Genomic DNA, 16086 nt, shown 5'->3' with positions numbered 1-16086 from the left:
ATTCGATCGCTGCCACGCCCGTGCGGCCGTAATGTTGTCGGGTGCCTCATGGTCACCCGAGTCACGCGGCTCTCCCGTTCGGGTTGCAGACGCTGATCGCCCAGGCCGCCGCGTCGGAGGCCGGGCCATCCCGGCAGCGTAAGCATCACCTAGTGCCGCGCTCCTACCTGGAACGGTGGGCTGACGATCGCACCGTCCGGGTGACCCGGGTCGACGACAGGTACAGCTACCGCGCGACGCCCGCCAACGCGGCGCGGGAGACCGACTACTACCGCATCGAGGCCAACGACGTCGACCCGGCGGAGATCCCGCCGCTGATCTTCGAGACGATGCTCGGTAGCGCCGAGGGATACGGCAAGCGCGCGATCGACGAGCTGCTGGTGAAGCACCCGAGCCAGATCGACCCCAAGCTCATGATGGGCTTCGTCTGGTTCTTGGCGTTCCAGCTCACCCGAGGCGAGGCATTTCGCCGCCAGCAGCGGCAGGTTGCCGCCGACTTCTTCCGCATGGACACGGAGGACCTGACCGACCAGCAGCTCGCCACACGGCTTGGACGCGACCTCACCGAGGCCGACCTCGCCGAGATCAGGGAGTTTATCGGCCAGGTCCAGGCCGGAAAGATCATCGCCCAGCCGCAGACCGCCATGATCCTCGGCAACGCGGCGGCCACGGCTAGCGAACTGTGCCGCCACATCCTGTTCCGCGAGTGGTACGTCGTGCGAACCCCGAACGTGCTGGTGACATGCGATGAACCCGTGGTCGTGCTGGGCGGCCCGGATCACGATCGCGCCGAACGCGCGGGCGTGGAGTCTGCCGCCGTCATCCTGTATCCGCTGGCCCCCCACGCGCTGCTGGCCCTGTTCCGCCAGGGCATGCAGGTCGAGCCGCCGCTCGCCGAGCTAGACCATGCCGAGACCGCCGAGGTGAACCGGGAGATCATCGCCAACGCCAGCCGGTGGGCGTTCGAGCGCGGCTCTCGCCGCGCGACACTCGCGCTGACCGTGCCGCCGCTGCCCGCCGCTCCCACCGTCATGGAGGGCCCGCTTCCCGGCATCGGATCACCCGGTCAAACCGTTCATCGCGTATACCGTCCATCCCGGTGGGCCAACGCGGAGCATGTACCGCCGCTGCCCGTCGCGCGTTGGTGGCAGTAGGGGCGGGTTGGTCACACGACGGTGGGCTCTCGGTGCGAGGGCCGGCACCGGGCGACTCCCACAGGTGCTGGGTAGCCCGGTAGCCCGGTAGCCCGGGGCGTCAGGCATCGCGGCCCGAGACGTATCGAATCGCGGTGAGGACGAGGGCGCAGCAGCCGCTGAAAGCGACTCCGCCCGACAGGAGGGCTTGGCTGATGCTCGGCTCGATGACCCACGAGATCCAACTGATCACCGTGGCGGTCAACCCGCCCGATAGGATGGCGATCGTAAGGCACAGCAGCCGAACCAGAGCGCTACTCTCCATGCTTCAACCCTCGATAGGCAGACTCCTCCCGATGGAGGAGGGCTGACGTTCGAGGCATGCATGGAGTTTTCCACCTAATGTGGCCGACCGGTGGACATCCGCCAAGCGTTTGTGATGGCCGACACATTGAATGTGGCTGGTGTCAGTCGAGGCGCTCAGGACTTCGCGGGTACCGCCATCGAACGGCTCGGAAGCCACATCTGAAGCGGCATCTACCGGCCGTTTTCTTAAGCTGCGGCATGCTGCTTGTCGCGAAGATCGGAGGACAACCACTATGACAACCGAGGAATCGACGACACCGGTGGTGGTCATCGACGGCGAGCCCTGGGAGGTCATCGGTCATGCTGGCCGGGCCAAGCTGCTCGTCGTGCTGGTCCGGCGTGGCCGGCTCTCGACCATCCTCGGCCTCGACCCGGACGTGCTGACCGTCATGGGGCACATCACCTGGACTACTGGCTCTAACGATCACGTCGGCGAAGTCAAGGACACCCAGGTCCGCAAGGACAAGACGGCGCGCGGCGTCGGCGTTGTCCTGTGCCGTGCCGCGAGGGAACTGGTCGGTGTCGACGCCTGGACGGGGCTGGCGATTCCGGACAGCGAGGACCAAGTGTGCTCGTTGCAGGATGCCGACGCCATCAGCACGCGACAACCTGATCCGTTCGTCGATCTAGTTGATGGGAGTTCGGCGGCGGCGGAGGAGGTGCACGTCGTGTTCCACCGGGAGGGCAGCGCGGTCGTTGTGGCGCTCGCGGCCAACACCCTCGCCTGGATCGGTCACCTGGCCTGGAGGATCACCCGGCCAGGCGGGCGTTTCGACGGCCCTGAAGCCGGGCTGGCGGTGGGGGAGATCAAGCGCGTCGACACGCGCAAGGAGTTCCGTAAGAGGGGCGTCGCCGACCGGATGTACCGCCGGGTCCGCGAGGTGGCGGCCGGACAAGGCTGGCCGGTCGAGGTCGACCACAACCCGGACCGAACGGAATCGGGTGACCGCTGGGCGATGAAGGTCGGTGGCTGGCGGCCTGCGCTCTCTAATGGGGGGAGATACACGCCGGACTTCAACGACTTTATGCGCACGTGGGGGTGTCCAGGCTCCGTGGACGGGCGCATCGGCAGTCACTGAGACGGTGTGGGCCGCCATTTGGACAGGGTTATCAAGCCAGATCGAATGCGCTCTCGTCGACATGGCGATGCGCCGGGATGGCCGGCTGACGCTGTCGCCTGGGTGATCTAGGTGAGTGGTGTTGTCACGTGGGTTCAGGACGACGGTGACGAGTTAACCGGATCGCCGCAAGACCCGGAACCCGGCGGACGGCACCCACATGCGCCCCGATCTAGTGATCCATCGCAGGGGGCGGGGTGGCCGCACCAACAACCTCCTCTTCCTCGAGGTCAAGCGCTTCCGCGGCCCTCCCTCGACAGCGAGGACGTCGACAAGGCGGCCGTCGCCGTCGAGCGCCACAACTACCAGCTCGGCGTGGCGCTGGCGTTGAGCCGAGGGGATGGTTTCGCCCCGTCCTGGTGGGTGTGGGTGCCGGACCCCCATGCCGGCGTGCTCCGTGGGGTCGGCGCTAAGCCGCTCCATGAGGGATCCGCAGTGTTCGGCCTATCGGAGATGCTCCGGATCATCTCCTCCGGCATCCGGCGGCTCCGGCTCGCCGCCGCAGCCTTCGGCGTCATCGGCTCCGCGACCATCTCGCTGATCCTGCATGGCGCCTGTCCGAGTACCAACACACCGGCCGCAACGAGAAGAGGTCGAGATCCCTCTGGTGGGACGGGCCTCGGGGCGGCCAGCTCGGGTTCCCCGGTCCGCCGCCGGGCTTACGGGGTGCAGCGCGTACGGCGAGGCATGCGCAGACGGCGGCCATGACAGCCACCGCCAGGACGGCAGCGGCGCGGACCCTGACCCGCTACCGCCTTGCCTGGCTCAGTCACCTCGAACGGGCCACCGGCCGGCCGATGTCGATCCTGCTCACCCCCGGCCAAGCCGGTGACAACCCGCAACTGTTGGCGTTGTTGGACGCGATCCGCGTCAACGGCCCGGCCCCGGACGGCCCCGCAAACGCCCCGAGGTGCTGATCGCGGACAAGGGCTACGTCCACGACTTGACCCGCCGGGCACTGCGCCAACGCGGCATCCGACATGTCATCCCCGAACGCAGCGACCAGATCGCCCGCCGGGCCGCCAAAGGCAGCAACGGCGGCAGACCACCAGCCTTCGACAAGGCGACCTACTGCAAACGCAACGTCGTGGAACGCTGCTTCAACCGCCTCAAGCAATGGCATGACCTGGCCACCCGCTACGCCAAACGCGCCTCCCTCTACCGGGCCAGCCGGATCCTCATCGCCGCCATCATCTGGCTTCCATGATCGACAGGACAGGCCCTAGACGCCGGCCGGCCTACATGTTGTGCCAATCCATGGCAGAACAGTAGGCGGGCGGGCGGCTATCCGGTGGGATTCGATCCCTTGCACGCTCCGCACCGCTGAGCCGACGGCAACCGCGATTGTTGTCGATCTCTACAGTGTGGTTGCCGGCGGACAGCAGAGGAAGGCCAGCCATGAGCGTCTGCGTCGCCTGTCGAGCGGACCAGCGCGTCGTTGTTCGCATCGACAGCCGGGGCGTGCCACACGGTAGCCGCGGGCACCAGGTCAACTACGGCTGGACCAGCCTGTCCGTCTGTCCCAAGTGCGAGGCCGGCCTCCTCGTGCACTTCGATCACGACTGCTTCCACCAGCCCTGGGAGGAGCCGTGAGACATGGACTGGTCGTGGCCGGTCGCCGCTGACGGGGTTCAACGGTTGAAGGCCGCTCTCGCCCAGTGCTCGGACCCGCTGCAGCCGTCGTGCGAGTGCCTCGTGCACCGGTCGTTGCGGGACAGCACCGAGAGGTCACCGTCGCGTGAGGTTCCGGTGACGATTGTGCTGACCGAGGGCGGGCTGCCGCAGGTGCGGTCAGTACGCATGCTGTGAGGCGTGCAGGGCCCGGTGGCGGGGCGTGCGGACAGGCGGAAGCCCGCGCGGGGCGGAGGGCGTGATGTCCAGGTACGCCAGTCGCAGCAACATGAAGCGGCATCATCGCGTGGTCATCGGTGACACCGGGTGCGAGCGACGCCTTCGATCAGACCAAGGTCAGGCCTGGACGTCATGAGGGCCAGCGACCTGCAGGATGCCGTCTTCGGCATGTACGGCGTTGAGTGCAGCGAGGGCAGGTGGGAACATGATCGTATGAGGCAGGCGCGGGTGTGGTTCTTCCAGTCGAACCCAAAGTTGTATGACATTGACGCCGCGCTTACTGCTCTAGATCGAATTTGGTGGCGGGTTCCCCAGTACACCGGCGAGGTCCATGCCGGCGATGTGGCAGTGCTTTGGCGCAGCGGTAAGGATGCGGGCATTGTCGGGCTGGGGCGAGTCGTCGCCGACCCCCAACTGCGGCCGATGGAGCCGGCCGAGAAGTCTTTCGTCCTCGCCGAGGAGGAGGGCGCCAACAACGTTACGCGGGCGCTCCTCCGAGTGCAGGCTGTGCCGTTCGTTTCCAAGGAGAGGGTGCGGGCGATCGCCGAGTTCCAGCAGCACCAGCTGTTGGTAGCGCCGCGGGGCACAGTCTTCCCCATTGAGAAGGACGACTGGGCGGCCCTGAGTGAACTCCTGCCGGCTCCCCCTGGACTCGTTCCGGCCGAGAAGAGCGCGTTACCAGCTGCATTCGCCTGGCCACAACGCGCAAAGGGTGTGCTCCCAATGCCTGGCGGCTACAACGGCTACCTTCAGTCATTGAAGAGGGTTTGCCTGGTCGTAGCGGAGGAGCGACCGACGCCTGCCGAGTTGGCGGGGATCCTTGAGACGGTGCTGAGGGTCAAACCGGTTGGTGCCCGGCTGCGCGAGTCCTTCTTGCGCAAGGTGGGCGTGGTGGTGGTGCACGGTGGCAACTGTCGTCTCGGGCCGTGGACCGAGAGGTGGCTGGCCAGCGACGATGACAGGGTCCTCATTGCGCTTCTTCATGGGCGGTGCCAGTTTGTCGGCGAGCTACTGGCTGCTGCCGACGAGCCCGTGACCAACGAGCAGCTCCTGGCCGTCGCCAACGATCGGTACGGCATGGGCTGGGATACCCAGACTCAGGTCGGCAACCGGCGTGGCTGGTTGCAATCCGCCGGGATGCTTGCCGACACAGGTGACGGCAAGGTGCGGGTGACAGATGCTGGCCGAGCTCTGCTGGCCGAGCTGACCCTTCATGACCCAGCCGTGCGTCTGCCCATTGAACCGGTCGTCGAGCCACCCCGAGTGGAGCCCCCGATCGAGGTGTCACCACCTGTCGCAGACACCGTTGACGGCATCGCCGAAGCAATCAAGACCTTCGCGACTGACAGCTCTCACCCCGACCGCTTCGAGCGCGCCGTGCGAGACGCATTCGCTTTCCTCGGGTTTCAGGCTGAATGGCTGGGAGGCCCCGGGAGGACAGATGTGCTGCTCGACGCCACGCTCGGCAGCGCGGACTCCTACCGCGTAGTGGTCGACTGCAAGACAAGCGCCTCAGGGACCGTAGGCGACCAGCAGGTCGACTGGGTCACCCTCGGAGATCACAAAGCTAAGCACGATGCGGACCACATCGCGCTCGTTGCTCCGAACCCTTCGGGTAGGCGCCTTCTTGACCGAGCCAAGCAGCACAAGGTCTCGATCATTTCTGCCGATCAGCTCGCCGGCCTCTGCCGCCAACACGCCAAGACCCCGCTAGGGGTCGACGACTACCGGTCACTCTTCGCCCATGGCGGCAGCCTCGACACCGAAGCCGTTGATGAGCGCGCTGGGGAGGTTGGAAGGTTAATCCTCCTCGCGGCTGCCATGTGTGAGGCCATCCGCGAGCGGTCGACGATGTTCGGGCGGCTGTCCGCTCGTGACCTGCTTCTCATCCTTGCCGAGCAGCCGGTGGCGGAAGGCACGACGGAGGGTGAACTGCAGGCGTTGTTGGACACGCTAGCCAGTCCACTATTGGGGGTACTCCATGGTTCAAAGAGTGAGGGCTATCGGGTAACGACCACGGCTCCGGTTGCCCAGCGCCGCGTCGAGGCCGTCGCCCAACAGCTATCGATCGATCCCAACCGGTGATTGTCGCGGCTCACATCGGCAGGACCGGCCGGCCGGCGGTAGCGTGGATAGCTTCAAGCGGCCACCGAATCGAACGCAGAGCCGGGCATGTCTGGCCCACAGCGCGGACCAGACTGCCGTATTCCCGTGACATCGGCACCCACGACGTACGTCTATTAAGCAGTCAGCACAACTGCAAGTCAGTGGTCATTCTGATCATGTAGTTGGGGTTCAAGTCCCCCCACCGACAGGAACCCCCATGCCTGCGGTATGCGGGATCGCGACGGGTGGGATGCCCCGTTCTCCTGGTGACCAAAGGTTTCGATGGTGGGGTAATGGGACGCGGGGGGACCCTGACGACGTCCGTGGTGCGGCGGGCTGAACGGCGCTCGGGTGGCCTCCGGACCGCCGCAGGGGTCAGGCGGTCGCGTCCAGCAGCGGGACGAGATTCTCCCCCCGTTTACCCCCCGAAAACCCCCGCCTGCGGTTGACAACCAGTGACAGAAAACGGTCATCGCCAGATCGCGTCGGTGCAGCTCAGTGTCTATTTCTGGCAGCCAGTGACAAGGTTGGGGCGGCTACGTTCGGTAACAAGGGGTCGTCGGTTCGAATCCGGCCGTCCCGACGCAGGTAGAAGGGCATTTCGCGCGATCATGCAATGCCCCGCTGGGGACCATTTGGGGACCTCAGGCCGGTGAGATGCGAAGACAGCGCCTCACCGGCAGCGCGGATCGACTGTCGATCCGGATGCAAGTACCGCTGGGTCGTCACCAGCGAGCCGTGGCCGGCGATCTTCCGCAGGACGTGTACCGGCACGCCGGCATCCGCCATCCAGGTCAGCCCGGTGTGCCGCAGGTCGTGCCGCCGCAGGTATTCGAAGCCCAGCGAGCCGACGACTTCATCCCAGTGCGTAGCGTCGCGCAGCACCGCCGTGCTGATCCGGCCGCCGCGAGGACCGACGAAGAGCCGGCCGTCGTCCTCGGTGATCCGGTCGAGCTTCGCGGCCACCATCGGCCGCAGCTCCTCGATGATGGGCACCTGCCTGGCTCGCTTGCCCTTGGTGCCCTTGTCGACCAGGCCGCCGGGGCCGGTGGCGGTCTGCCGGCGGACCGTCCACAACCAGGTGTCGCGGTCGATGTCGCCCTTGCGCACGCCGGACACCTCGCCGATCCGTGCCGCCGTGCCGGCCGCGAACATCACCACCTCACCCCAACCGGGGTAGCGGCCGTGCGAGCGCTCGACCAACGCCGCCGCCAGGGTGGCCAGCGCTTCGCGGTGTAGTTGCCGCCGCCGAAGCAGGCGAGGCAGCCGCGCCGCACCACAGTGTGGCAGTCCAACTGGCCGCCCAGCGCGCGAAGGCGTGGGCGCGAATGGGGGACCGGCGTCAAGTCGAGCTTGCTCTAGACCAGGGCCGCCGCATCCTTGAAGGGCTGCCATACCCGGAGAACCTGGATCACCACTTCGTCGTCGACCCGGCCAAGTTCGACTTCTACGCGATGGACTGCTACCGAATTGTCGGCGAGAACGGTCTTGCTGAGGTCTACGCGGACGAGGTGATCCGCTCATCCACCGACAGCAGCGGCATCGTGCGTAAGCCGATGAGAGTGGCGGAAGCGCAGATCACCCTAGGGGTCGTGGCTGCACGAGCGGGCGACTTGGATCGCGCCGTCGACCTCGGCCGCCAGGCGCTCAGCGGGAACCGGCGGTCGCTGCCATCGCTCGCCATGGTGGCCACGGACCTGTCGGCAGTGCTGACGAAGCAGTACCCGGACGCGCCAGAGACACGAGACTTCGCGGACGAACTGCGAGCAGTCAAGGCCGCGCCGAGCGCCTAGCGTTCAGCGTCGTCGCCCGAGGGCGATTGAACCTCCGCGCGCGACCTGCCGCCGACACCGGGGCGCGGTCGCGCCTCATGCCAGCTGACAATGTGCGCCGGCCGCCACACGTGCGTCCGCCCAAGGGTCAGGTCGGGCGCGGGCATCTGCCCCCGCTTCCGGTACGTCGCCACCGTGCCGACCCGCACCCCGAGGTACGCGGCGACGTCCGAGGTCGTCCACCACTCCGCGTCGGGATCAGGGCTCGTCACGTTCGTCATTCTGCCTGCGTTGGGCGATCAACGCACCTACGTAGCGGATCGATCCCCTCGGCACTTGCCGCCGGCACGCCGACGGCGCGGATGATCTACGCATTACGAGATACCCGTCCTGGCGACGAGGGCGGCTAACCGAGGCTGTCGCTCGGAAACCAGCCCAACTCGGCATCGTTGATATTCGACCTATCACGAACCTTAGCTAGGTTCTCGTCGGTGCATGGCAGGAGGTTACCGAGGCGGTCCCGCAGCCATTTCCCACCCGAAGTGTCCCCATAGGACATGATTAGTAGAGGCGCAACACCTCGCGCATTCGCCTTAGAAATTAGCTGCTGGGCGGAAGGAGGCGATTCCTCGTTGACGTCGATTCGGCGTATCTGTCCAGGCGGAAGGATCCTGATCGTGCCTGCATATCGGGTCCAGAAGTAGTCGCCATCATCTTCCAGAGATCCTGCAAGCCACCGGATGTGGGTCATAGGCTCGTCGGAGTAGTTCCCTACAAGGACCTCAACCTTCCAGCCATTCTGTGCGTCAGGGTCTAACTCGACATTCAGCCACCCAATAACACGTCGTGCCGCTTGCCGCCGGCCAGCACGGCGAGCCTCGTCCCGCTCAGCCTCTGCAACCTTCGTTCCTGCTCGCGCTTTCGACGCGAGCAGTACTGCAACGCCAGCAGCAACGGCCGACCCGATGGAACCGGCAAGAGTAGATACGGCGGACAGGGTGTCCTGCCAGGGGACCTCAGGCGGCGGAGTTGGCGTCCAGGCAGGGTAGCGCTTAGCTACGAACGCCGACAGAGCGGATTAACGCCGAGGCGATCAGGCTGATCGCCTCGTCGGAAATTTGCAGACCTACCAGTGTCCGGGGAGGCGTGGCCGCCGGCCGGTGACGGCCGGAGGTCGCCATCAGGCCGGGGGCCGGCCGACGCGGCCAGCTTGCAAGGCCACCTTGATGCGAAAGAGCGCGATTCAGCGCTGCGTGGCCCTCGCCTCTGGCCCGGTCTCATCTGTCCCGACCGCACGGTCCTACCTGGACAGTTTCACCTGGAGTCCTTGTCGGGTCTCAGGACCTCCGTGACACATCGGTCTCACAACCTCCGTGACATTCATTGGCTAGACGGTCTTGTCGGCTGGCAGTAGCGGAGTCCGTGACGGGACAGGCTCGACGTCGAAGGTTCCCCGTGGTGGCAGGCAAGGTGACGGCGGTGCCGGAGCAGCTCGGTAGGCCGCCGTCGGCTAGTGTCCGACTCCGTGTCTTTGACCGATGCAGGTATCGCATCCGCTCTAGCTCCAGCCGGGCTGCAGTTCATCGAGCGCGTGCACGGGGAGGTGCGGGACCCGTTGCCGCCTGGCAAGTCCGCTGCAAGCTGTTTTGATGAGGACGGGCGGTTCGACTCCCTCCCGGAGGAGATCGTCAGCGTCGATGATCCCGACCTCGAAGCCAAGGTCAATGCCGGCTGGTGGCGTATGGCCTCCGAGTGCGGGCTCCTGGACGAGCAGCGGGAGTTCCTGCTGGCCGTGGACTATCGAGAGCCCGGGGGCATCGAGCCTGAGATTGATTGGGTGAGAGTTCGGCTGCTCGACGAGTGGGACCTTGCCGGCAGCGGTGTGCCCGTGCTCGGGAGCTATTTCGGGGGCGTGTTCACCGACCGCTTCGTGCCCGAGTTCACGATGGTCTCCCTGGACGGCCGAATGCTGCTGAACACCACGGTCTGGGGCAACGGCACGGTGAGCACGGTCGTCATCCGACCCGACCGGGCGCCAGGGCACTGAGAGGCGACTTTCAGTCGCGCCACCACAGACCTCGGCGGAGCGTCACGCAGGTCCTGAGACCGATGTGTCACGGAGGTCCCGAGACCGGACATTCACCTAGAGTCCTTCCGGTGAGAACTTTCCATACGTCTTCAAGGCGGCACGCAGGGCCACTTGCGCCGGCCGTCCGCGCCTTGCCGCTTCGCTCCCGGCTCGGCCCGGCGGTGGCCACCGCGACACTGGCGAACACGCCGAAGCCCCGGGATCCTCACTATCGAGGACACCGGGGCGCCTTGCCTTACCTGTCTCAGAACCGGTTCAGGAGCCTTCTGCGCCGGAGCTCACCCCTGGCAGGTGCTCACCACTCGCGCCACCTGTCTGTGATGTCGCTCCGATAGATCCGCCGCCGTGACGCCAGCGCCGACACGTCGACACCCGCAGCGGTAAGGACATCGTCGATGTACTGGCACAGCTCTTCTCGCTCGCCGGTCTCGATTAACTCCCACCGCTCGCTGACGGCATTGAGGCCATTGACGACGCCCTCAATCAATCCCCACACCTCACCGTCGCTCGTCAGATCAGCCTGCTCGACCTTGTGCTCGAACACCGTCAGAGCGGCATCGACATCAGCCGTGAATGCAGCCGGGTAGAGCCTGAGTGCGTAGGCGTCAGCGCTGTCGGGGTCCAGGGTGCCCGCCGCGACAGCCGCCTCCTGCTCCTGCAGGTCTCGCCGCCACTCAGCAGTTGGCCGCTCGGTCATGGGCCGGAGCGTACGTGCCGATGCAACAGCGCCTCCGGCGGGCAGGGCCTCCGGCCCTACGACCCGGGGATGGCCTCCGGCGGCCGGGGCTACTCGCCCCGAACCCTCGGCGACTCCGGGATGCCCGGCACACCAGCCGCGACCCGTCGCACACCGGAGGCAACCAGACCGCCTCCGGCTGGTCCAGGTCGTTCGTCCGGTGGGGCGCTCCACCTGGACCAGCCGGACGCGGCCCGGCCGAGCGATGCTTGCGCGACGGGATGCCCGCACCGGTAGAACCCCCTCGCCCTCACTGCGTGCGGGGAGCAGATGGGGAGCCGATCTTGGAAATCCGACTCTCGCCAGCGTCGTCAGACCGCCGAGCAGCCAGGTCCTGAGCAGGACATACAGCCGGATCGCCAGGTGGTACCTGATCTTGGTCCCAATTCGGGACGAAAAGATCGTGAGTTGATGGCCCGCCGCGCTACTGACCCGGCTCGATCGAACGGGGACCACCCGGGGACCACACGTCCCGCCGAGACGCTCACGGACCGCACCCCAGCCGACGCCTCGCCGCCCAGTAGATCGTGGCTGACGTGCGCCAACGTCTGCCGCTACGTCCTGGGGGTCAAGGGGTCGTCGGTTCGAATCCGGCCGTCCCGACAGACCAAAAGCCCTGACCAGCGAGAATGCTGGTCAGGGCTTTGACTTTCTTCTATGGAGTTTTGAACCTCCCCCCCAAAACCCCCCACTTATGGGGTGCGGCAACCAGGTTCGTCATCGGTGTGCATCGTTGCGTGCTGTTCGTGGTTGCGGTCCATTCCGGTTGGCGCCGAGCCGTTCGAGGATGCCGGACACGTCCGGGGCCTGTACCGGCTTGGCGATGTAGTAGGTCTCGGTGATCTCCTCGCTGGAGTGGCCGAGCTGTGCCGCCGCGCTCTTGGTCGGCTGGTAGTGGGATCTGCGGTGTGCGGTCCGCCCACGTACTGTCGGTCGGGTGAGCATCGCATCGTCACCGGGCGTCATCCTCGATGACCGCTTCGCGCGTGAGCTGGCGGAGATGGCTGTCGCCTGGCGGGCCGAGGAGCCGTCCGAGCCGCGGCTGCTGGTGCTCGACGAGCCGCTGGCCGCCGCGTTGGGCCTGGACCCGGCCTGGCTGCGGACCCGCGAGGGCGTGCGACTGCTGGTCGGAGCCGAGGTGCCCGAGGGTGCCTCCCCGGTGGCGCAGGCCTACGCCGGACACCAGTTCGGCCGCTTCGTCCCGCTCCTGGGCGACGGGCGGGCGCTGCTCCTCGGCGAGCTCGTCGACGCCGACGGCCGCCTTCGCGACCTGCATCTCAAGGGCTCCGGGCGTACCCCGTTCGCGCGCGGCGGCGACGGCCTGGCCGCGGTCGGGCCGATGCTGCGGGAGTACGTCGTCAGCCGGGCCATGCACGCCCTCGGCATCCCGACGACCCGATCCCTGGCCGTGGTGGCCACCGGGCGCACGGTGCGCCGGGAGACCCTGCTGCCGGGCGCGGTGCTCGCCCGGGTCGCCAGCAGTCACCTGCGGGTCGGAAGTTTCCAGTACGCCCGGGCCACGGGCGACGTCGACCTCCTGCGCCGCCTCGCCGACCACGCGATAGCCCGGCACCACCCCGCTGCCGCCGAGTCCGAGCAGCCGTACGTGGCGCTGCTCGATGCGGTGATCGCCGCCCAGGCGTCCCTGGTGGCCCGCTGGATGCTCGTGGGGTTCATCCACGGGGTCATGAACACCGACAACATGACGATCTCCGGCGAGACCATCGACTACGGACCGTGCGCCTTCATGGAGACCTTTGACCCGGCCACGGTCTTCAGCTCGATCGACCAGGGTGGCCGCTACGCCTACGGCAACCAGCCGGTGGTGGCCCACTGGAACCTCGCCCGGCTCGCCGAGGCGCTCCTGCCCCTCCTGCACGAGGATCAGGAGCAGGCGGTCGCGCTCGCGGGGAGTTCACTCGACCGGTTCCCGCCGCGGTACAACGCCGCCTGGTCGGTCGGCATGCGGGCCAAGCTCGGCCTGCCCGACGACCTCGATCCCACCAGCGTCGTACCGCTGGCCGACGAGCTGCTCACCCTGCTCCAGAGCGACCACGTCGACCACACGTCATTCTTCCGCGTCCTGGCCGTCGCCGCTCGTGGCGACGCCGAGCCCGCGCGCCGCCTCTTCTCCGACCTGGCGGCGATCGATGACTGGCTGGCGCGTTGGCGCGCCCTGGGCCCGGACGCCGACGCGATGGACCGGGTCAACCCGGTCTACATTCCTCGCAACCACCTCGTCGAAGAGGCTCTCGCCGCCGCGACCGGCGGCGACCTCGAACCGCTCGAACGGCTGCTGGCCGCCGTGGCCGACCCCTACCACGAGCGCACGGGGCTGGAGCGTTACGCCGCTGCCGCCCCGCCCGACTTCGGTGCCTACCAGACCTTCTGCGGCACCTGACGCCCCTGGGCGGGTTCGCGCTGCTCGGGGAGCACGACGCGCGGCGTCCTCGCCGCGGTGGCCGCGGCTCGGCGCGGCTGGCAGCGCGGGCTCAGCCCTCCGACGGGTGGTGTGCGTCGACGGCCTTCAACGCCATACAGAAGACCCAGACCCACACCCGCCACGAAGCGGCCCGCTACGCCCGCGAACACGACTGGCTGTGAGCGGTGGCCCGGGCGGTTCCCGCCCTTCGGCACTGTCCGACAATGGCCGATGGAACAAGGACAAGCCTTGCACCTGGATCACCACGGACCTCCTGCACGGCGCCCTGGACCTGCAACCGACCGCCGGAGGGTGCTACCGCACCGGTTGCCCGCCTGGGCCCGTGCCCAGAGCTCGCCATGGTGGAGGCGCAACCCGCCGACGTATGGCTGGCCATCCGCACCCGCGCCACCACGGTCGAACTGGACACGCTGCCCACCAGACAGGTCTTACACCGGTTTTCCGCCCCGCCCGGTCGGCGTGTAAGACCTGCTCGTCGACGGTCACCTGACCGCCCAGGGCAGCGTGACCGCCGACATGACCACCGGGACCGCCGAGCACCGGTCCGGACCGCCCGGCACCATCCGCTCCACCGGCCTACCCAACCGATGTAGGACCTCGAGATCTGGCTGCCGCACAACGAGATCACCGACCTCGTCGCCCTGCGCACCCAGGCCCCCGTCACGCCCCTACCCGACCAGGGCCGCAGACTGTGGCTGCACCACGGCAACTCCATCAGCTAGCGCTCCAACGTCACCAGCCCCTCCACCACCTGGCCGGCCCTCGCCGCCTCCCTCGGCGGCGTCGAAATGGTCAACCTCGGCCTGTTCTACAACTGCGGCTGCTGACCTGGTGCGAGGTGCGCCCGGGCATCGGGTGCGCGGAGGGATTCCAACCGTGCACCTGGGCCGGCGCCGCCGCCGAAGCGCCGACGGTCGCTGCCCACCAGGGACGGCTGGCAATCCGGAACCTAGCTCCGAATAATTACGGAACAAGGTTCCCGTTTCTGCGTGCGGCCGAGCCGGCAGCTTCCGAGGAGGAGAGTGAAGTCATGGGTTCCCCTGTCACCCTGACGCAGACGCTCGATGACATCGTCGGCGGCGGCACTCCGGTCGTGTCGGTCGCGCCGGTGAGCCTGGCCGCGCCGGGTCGAGCCGTCCCTCTGGATCCAGATCCGTCGCCTGGCTGACATGCCTCTCGCAGAGCGGGGAATGCGCGTGCGGCGCGACGCAAAGGGAGGTGCCGTCACTCCCAGGGTCGACGGAGGCCCCGGCTGAGCTGTGGATGGCGCTCGACGTTTTTGGGGTCCCATCGAGGCCGCGCATATTCACCATCGCCCTAGCTGGGGCGCCAGAAAGGGAATACATCATGTCGGACATCAACCTGCGGGACTTCTACGAGCGTTACATCGAGGCGCTCAACGCCCACGAGTTCGACCGCATGGACGAGTTCGTCCACGAGACCATCACCCTGCAGAGCGAGCCGGGCTCCCGAGACGCCCTCGTCGCCCAGCTGAACGGCATCGTCGATGCGATCCCCGACTTCCACTGGGACACGCAGGAGCTCATCATCGACGGTAACCGGCTCGGCGCGCGCCTGGTCAACACCGGCACTCCCGCGAAGGAGTTCCTCGGTGTCGCACCCACCGGCAAGCCGCTGAAGATCATCGAGTTCGCCATCTACACGCTGCGCGACGGGAAGTTCCTGCACATGTCGGCGTTGCACGACGCCGAGGCCCTGCGCAAGCAGCTCGAGGGCTGATCCGCCGCGTGCCGTGCGAACAGCGGAGCCCGACGATGGGTGCGGGCCCTGACCGTCGGGTCGGGGGCCCGTACCCGTGCTGTGCGACGGACCGAGAGCGACCCGCCGGGGGCGATGAGTTTGGTCCGACTAGGCCCTGGGGTCGGTGGCGGCGAACAGCTGCGGCCAGGAGGTCTGTCCCCGCCAATCCCCAGCGCTCAGGGCCGGGAACAGCTGTTGCCTGCGGTCGCCGAGTTCGAGGCCGGGAACGTGTTCGATGACCAGCAGCCTTATCTGAGCGAACTCACCTCGCGCGCGGCCTGGCAGGCGTGGCGCGACCTCATCGTCACGAACTATCGAGACCAGGGGGTGTACTGCCCGCTCGGCGTGCTGATCGCGGACGTGGGCCGGCACAGCCCAGCGGCTCAGGCGGTCACGGCCCAGCTGATCCGGCGCTGGCAGGCGTCTGTCGGGGCCGGTATCGAGGCCACCCAGGCGGCCGGCGAGGCGGACCCGAGGATCGACGCCGACCGCACGGCCGCAGCCGTGATCGCCGCCATCCAGGGCGGCGTCAGCGTCCTGATCTCCACCGGCTCCGCGGAGCACCTGGTGGCCGCGCTCGATCTCTGCCTCGACCATCTGCTGCTACCTGCGGGGTAGTACCGCCTCCCCGGCGGCTGGCAGGGGCAGCGGTGATGCAGCCTCGTACCCATCGATCACCGGGCCTGCCGCACTCGCCCTGACCTGCGAGAT

At 67.5% G+C, this 16086-nt stretch carries 13 protein-coding genes and 2 pseudogenes; 10 read left to right on the top strand and 5 right to left on the bottom strand.

Annotated features, from left to right (window positions below):
• Positions 1-83: 83 nt before the first annotated feature.
• Positions 84-1154 (top strand): DUF4238 domain-containing protein, encoded by a 1071-nt coding sequence (locus ACTMSW_RS18800; RefSeq protein WP_441181921.1) that lies wholly within the window; start codon positions 84-86, stop codon positions 1152-1154.
• A gap of 100 nt (positions 1155-1254) precedes the next feature.
• Here the strand turns inward: ACTMSW_RS18800 and ACTMSW_RS18795 are convergent, their stop codons facing one another.
• The gene (locus ACTMSW_RS18795; protein WP_441181920.1) at positions 1255-1458 is read right to left on the bottom strand and encodes a hypothetical protein; all 204 of its coding nucleotides are present in this window, start codon (positions 1456-1458) and stop codon (positions 1255-1257) included.
• A 274-nt stretch (positions 1459-1732) separates the two neighbouring features.
• Here ACTMSW_RS18795 and ACTMSW_RS18790 point away from each other — a divergent pair, with 274 nt between their 5' ends.
• The 4 genes and pseudogenes from ACTMSW_RS18790 to ACTMSW_RS18775 all read left to right on the top strand — a co-directional run bounded on the left by ACTMSW_RS18790 (position 1733) and on the right by ACTMSW_RS18775 (position 6553).
• Positions 1733-2578, top strand: a complete 846-nt coding sequence (locus ACTMSW_RS18790; protein WP_441181919.1) for a hypothetical protein — start codon at positions 1733-1735, stop codon at positions 2576-2578.
• 824 nt (positions 2579-3402) lie between these two features.
• Positions 3403-3824: pseudogene (locus tag ACTMSW_RS18785) on the top strand (IS5 family transposase); the annotation flags it as partial.
• A gap of 254 nt (positions 3825-4078) precedes the next feature.
• A complete protein-coding gene (locus ACTMSW_RS18780) occupies positions 4079-4210 on the top strand; it encodes a hypothetical protein (protein WP_441181918.1) in 132 nt (43 codons plus the stop codon).
• Positions 4211-4600: 390 nt separating this feature from the next.
• A complete protein-coding gene (locus tag ACTMSW_RS18775) occupies positions 4601-6553 on the top strand; it encodes an EVE domain-containing protein (protein WP_441181917.1) in 1953 nt (650 codons plus the stop codon).
• A gap of 630 nt (positions 6554-7183) precedes the next feature.
• On the opposite strand, the pseudogene ACTMSW_RS18770 reads toward ACTMSW_RS18775, so the two are convergent.
• Positions 7184-7804: pseudogene (locus ACTMSW_RS18770) on the bottom strand (tyrosine-type recombinase/integrase); the annotation flags it as partial.
• A 53-nt stretch (positions 7805-7857) separates the two neighbouring features.
• Between ACTMSW_RS18770 and ACTMSW_RS18765 the strand changes: the two are divergent.
• Positions 7858-8367 carry a tetratricopeptide repeat protein gene (locus ACTMSW_RS18765; RefSeq protein ID WP_441181916.1) on the top strand — a complete coding sequence of 170 codons (510 nt, stop codon included), beginning with the start codon at positions 7858-7860 and terminating at the stop codon, positions 8365-8367.
• On the opposite strand, the gene ACTMSW_RS18760 is transcribed toward ACTMSW_RS18765, so the two are convergent.
• Positions 8364-8618, bottom strand: coding sequence for a helix-turn-helix transcriptional regulator (locus tag ACTMSW_RS18760; RefSeq protein WP_441181915.1), 255 nt, complete (start codon positions 8616-8618; stop codon positions 8364-8366). The genes ACTMSW_RS18765 and ACTMSW_RS18760 overlap by 4 nt on opposite strands.
• A 1253-nt stretch (positions 8619-9871) precedes the next feature.
• On the opposite strand from ACTMSW_RS18760, the gene ACTMSW_RS18755 reads away from it, so the two are divergent.
• Positions 9872-10393 carry a hypothetical protein gene (locus ACTMSW_RS18755; RefSeq protein ID WP_441181914.1) on the top strand — a complete coding sequence of 174 codons (522 nt, stop codon included), beginning with the start codon at positions 9872-9874 and terminating at the stop codon, positions 10391-10393.
• 337 nt (positions 10394-10730) lie between these two features.
• On the opposite strand, the gene ACTMSW_RS18750 is transcribed toward ACTMSW_RS18755, so the two are convergent.
• Both ACTMSW_RS18750 and ACTMSW_RS18745 read right to left on the bottom strand, forming a co-directional pair.
• Positions 10731-11132: a hypothetical protein gene (locus ACTMSW_RS18750; protein ID WP_441181913.1), complete on the bottom strand. Its 402-nt coding sequence runs from the start codon at positions 11130-11132 to the stop codon at positions 10731-10733.
• A 756-nt stretch (positions 11133-11888) separates the two neighbouring features.
• The gene (locus tag ACTMSW_RS18745) at positions 11889-12116 is read right to left on the bottom strand and encodes an integrase (protein ID WP_441181912.1); all 228 of its coding nucleotides are present in this window, start codon (positions 12114-12116) and stop codon (positions 11889-11891) included.
• Between ACTMSW_RS18745 and ACTMSW_RS18740 the strand changes: the two genes are divergently transcribed.
• The 3 genes from ACTMSW_RS18740 to ACTMSW_RS18730 all read left to right on the top strand — a co-directional run bounded on the left by ACTMSW_RS18740 (position 12109) and on the right by ACTMSW_RS18730 (position 15993).
• Positions 12109-13572: a protein adenylyltransferase SelO gene (locus ACTMSW_RS18740; protein WP_441181911.1), complete on the top strand. Its 1464-nt coding sequence runs from the start codon at positions 12109-12111 to the stop codon at positions 13570-13572. The genes ACTMSW_RS18745 and ACTMSW_RS18740 overlap by 8 nt on opposite strands.
• A gap of 1389 nt (positions 13573-14961) precedes the next feature.
• Entirely contained in the window at positions 14962-15354 is a 393-nt protein-coding gene (locus tag ACTMSW_RS18735; RefSeq protein ID WP_441181910.1) for an ester cyclase, read from the top strand.
• Positions 15355-15570: 216 nt separating this feature from the next.
• The gene (locus ACTMSW_RS18730) at positions 15571-15993 is read left to right on the top strand and encodes a TetR family transcriptional regulator C-terminal domain-containing protein (RefSeq protein WP_441181909.1); all 423 of its coding nucleotides are present in this window, start codon (positions 15571-15573) and stop codon (positions 15991-15993) included.
• Positions 15994-16086: the final 93 nt, after the last annotated feature.

This window comes from Micromonospora sp. BQ11 (assembly GCF_052068135.1).
GTDB lineage: Bacteria > Actinomycetota > Actinomycetes > Mycobacteriales > Micromonosporaceae > Micromonospora.
This window is presented reverse-complemented; position numbering and strand designations above follow the sequence as displayed.

Bases quoted from the DNA above. Each gene is read 5' to 3' on its own strand.
- ACTMSW_RS18735 (WP_441181910.1), top strand. From the start codon at position 14,962: ATGTCGGACATCAACCTGCGGGACTTCTACGAGCGTTACATCGAGGCG.
- ACTMSW_RS18750 (WP_441181913.1), bottom strand. From the start codon at position 11,132: ATGACCGAGCGGCCAACTGCTGAGTGGCGGCGAGACCTGCAGGAGCAG.
- ACTMSW_RS18790 (WP_441181919.1), top strand. From the start codon at position 1,733: ATGACAACCGAGGAATCGACGACACCGGTGGTGGTCATCGACGGCGAG.
- ACTMSW_RS18795 (WP_441181920.1), bottom strand. From the start codon at position 1,458: ATGGAGAGTAGCGCTCTGGTTCGGCTGCTGTGCCTTACGATCGCCATC.
- ACTMSW_RS18775 (WP_441181917.1), top strand. From the start codon at position 4,601: ATGAGGGCCAGCGACCTGCAGGATGCCGTCTTCGGCATGTACGGCGTT.
- ACTMSW_RS18745 (WP_441181912.1), bottom strand. From the start codon at position 12,116: ATGCTCACCCGACCGACAGTACGTGGGCGGACCGCACACCGCAGATCC.